The 2,589-nt window shown below is 40.1% G+C and carries 2 protein-coding genes; one reads left to right on the forward strand and one right to left on the reverse strand.

Annotated features, from left to right (window positions below; translation table 11 throughout):
- Positions 1-221 precede the first annotated feature (221 nt).
- Positions 222-1,349, reverse strand: a complete 1,128-nt coding sequence (locus AACT21_RS08785; RefSeq protein WP_017050757.1) for an acyl-CoA desaturase — start codon at positions 1,347-1,349, stop codon at positions 222-224.
- Between the two features lie 174 nt (positions 1,350-1,523).
- Between AACT21_RS08785 and AACT21_RS08790 the strand changes: the two genes are divergently transcribed.
- Complete coding sequence (locus tag AACT21_RS08790) at positions 1,524-2,066, forward strand: GNAT family N-acetyltransferase (RefSeq protein WP_094164551.1); 543 nt, start codon at positions 1,524-1,526, stop codon at positions 2,064-2,066.
- Positions 2,067-2,589: the final 523 nt, after the last annotated feature.

Genomic DNA, 2,589 nt, shown 5'->3' on the forward strand with positions numbered 1-2,589 from the left:
ATGCTGTAGCACGAGAGCAAGTTGAGCTTTAGATGATCTAAAACAATAAAATTATCAATTGATAACCTAGTTGATTCTTTAACTTTGAATATGTTTTAGTCGTTCTAACTATTCATTTAGCAAATATACGGCTAGAAGTTCTGTTAGAGGGGGGAATAATTTAAGCTAAGAAAAATGAAGCCACTTAAGGCATGGCTTCATCAAATCTGTAAAGTATGAATTTAGGAGTACTGACGCACAATGAGCTGCCAATTGGATTTTTGTAGTGCTAATTGTTGCTTCACTTGTCGATAGCGCAGCATCAATAGGGAGTGTTCATATCTACGAACCATATTGTTTTTTTTACTTTCGATCAGCTGTTTCTTTAATTCATAATACTCTTGCAACTGCATGACTAAAGCGTCAAATTCACGTTGTATGCTGGCCATAACGAGTTGCTGATTGGGCAACGCGGCGATCTGTTTTTGCGCATGGCTTAATGCCATTAACGCTTTCGCTTTTTCTACCTTAAGGGGAGGCGAAGTGCGCAGTTTACCAGCCAACCCAAGCCACGAGCACAGCTTGATCAGCCATTTTGTTGGGTCGTATTGCCACCAATAAATCCCATTACGATAATCGTTTTCAAAAATATGGTGATAATTGTGGTAGCCCTCGCCAAAAGTGAAGAAAGCCAAAATACCGTTATCGCGGGCTGTATTTTTATCAGTATACGGCTGGCTACCCCATATATGAGCCAGCGAATTGATGAAAAATGTCGTGTGATGATTGAGCACCAAACGCAGTGCACCCACGATCAGTAACATGCCCAGTATATCGTGATAAATAAAACCAAGGATCAGAGGAACGCCCAAGTTCATTGCGAGTGCTAAAGGCACATAATACTTATGCTGCCACATGACGATCTTATCTTTTTGCAGGTCACGGCAGTTGGAGTAGTCATCGTACGTGGTTTTATTGTAGTGACGCAGCATCCAACCTATGTGTGAAAACCAGAATCCACGTTTGGCTGAATAAGGATCTTTGTCATTATTGTCTACATGCTTGTGATGAACTCGGTGATCAGAAGACCAATGTAGCGCACTGTTTTGCAGTGCAAACGCCCCACCTAATGCAAACAATAATCTCAGTGCCCAATGTGCTTCATAGGCTTTATGTGACCATAAACGGTGATATCCCGCGGTAATGGAAAGGTTGCAAAAGGAAAAACAAATCATCAGCCAAAGCCAATGCTCCATGCCGTAGCCAAATTGCCATCCATACAAAGGGGCTGCAATCGTCGCTAAGCCCAAGCTGAAGCTAAAAATGACGATGTTTATCCAGATAAGTGGTGGTTTTGATGCCGATTCCATGATTAAAATCCTTGAGCTTACAGTTGTTCGCTAGAATATCAGCGAACAACTGTAAGTCAAAGAGGTTTAATGATTCTTTTAAGGGATTGTGACTAGTATATTTTGCTTTTCTATTTGAACCGAATAGTATGAAAGACGATGTTAATCCTTACAGGAAGTAATAAGGACTAGAATATGGAAATAAAAGCAGCTGAATATTGCGATTTTGAAAGAATTGCTCAGCTACACGCTCAAAGTTGGCGAACTCACTACCAAGGCATATTAGGCAAAGAGTACCTTGATAACGACGTTCTAGAAGACCGTTTACTGATTTGGCAAACTCGCTTAATCAATCCACCATTTAATCAACATGTCCTACTGATTGAAGAGGGAGGGCTACTGTGTGGGTTTATCTGCGCCTTTGGTAACCACGATTTTGACAAAGGCAGCATTATCGAGTCTCTGCACATTGATGAAAATTATCGAGGAAGGGGGATTGGCCGCCAGTTGATTAAAGAGATGGCGGCATGGTTTGAGCAGTATTTCCCTAATAGCGGTGTGTATTTGGAAGTGATGGCAGACAATAAGCAAGCCATCGAATTTTACGACTACTTAGCTGGTCGACCTAAAGGAGAGCGTTTATGGCGGTCTCCCTGTGGGCAAGATATTAAAGAGTGGGTTTATACTTGGACTAGCCCAACAGATTTGCTGGCTTCGGTCTCTTCTACGGTTGATTGAAACGCATAGTGCGCGGGCTATGTCTTTTTACCTATCGGTATTCGTGTGATTCGTTCTTGATGTATTGAGGAAGAGGCGATGACCAAACATGATTGCATCTTCCAGACACATGAGTTTTTAATCATCTAAAGTTTCCAAATGCTATAAATAGAAAAAGCCTCTGATAATCAAAGGCTTTTTCTTGATATTTGGCGGAGAGATAGGGATTTGAATGCTACACCTATCAACTAAAAGTGCTGTAATTACAATGGGTTATCTTTTTTCTCGAAAGTCAATTTAACCGTATGTCTGGTACATATTAATAGCGACAAAATGGTTAACCGTCAAGGAAATCCGATTATTTATCTGATGTTTGCGGGTTTATGGGTAAATGAATGGAAATGTAGATTGTTTACATTATATGTTTGATGATACATCGGTCAATGTTCAGTAAGTTAGTTTGTTAGTAATGTTTGTTCGGAACAAACATTACTAACAAACGGTTCAATGCCAAAAATAATCCATTTATAATGTAATTTAATAC

The organism is Vibrio sp. V08_P9A1T1 (assembly GCF_963874405.1).
Taxonomy (GTDB): Bacteria; Pseudomonadota; Gammaproteobacteria; order Enterobacterales; family Vibrionaceae; genus Vibrio; species Vibrio anguillarum.

Excerpts from the sequence above, each read along its gene's own strand:
- AACT21_RS08785 (WP_017050757.1), bottom strand. The coding sequence starts at position 1,349 with ATGGAATCGGCATCAAAACCACCACTTATCTGGATAAACATCGTCATT.
- AACT21_RS08790 (WP_094164551.1), top strand. The coding sequence starts at position 1,524 with ATGGAAATAAAAGCAGCTGAATATTGCGATTTTGAAAGAATTGCTCAG.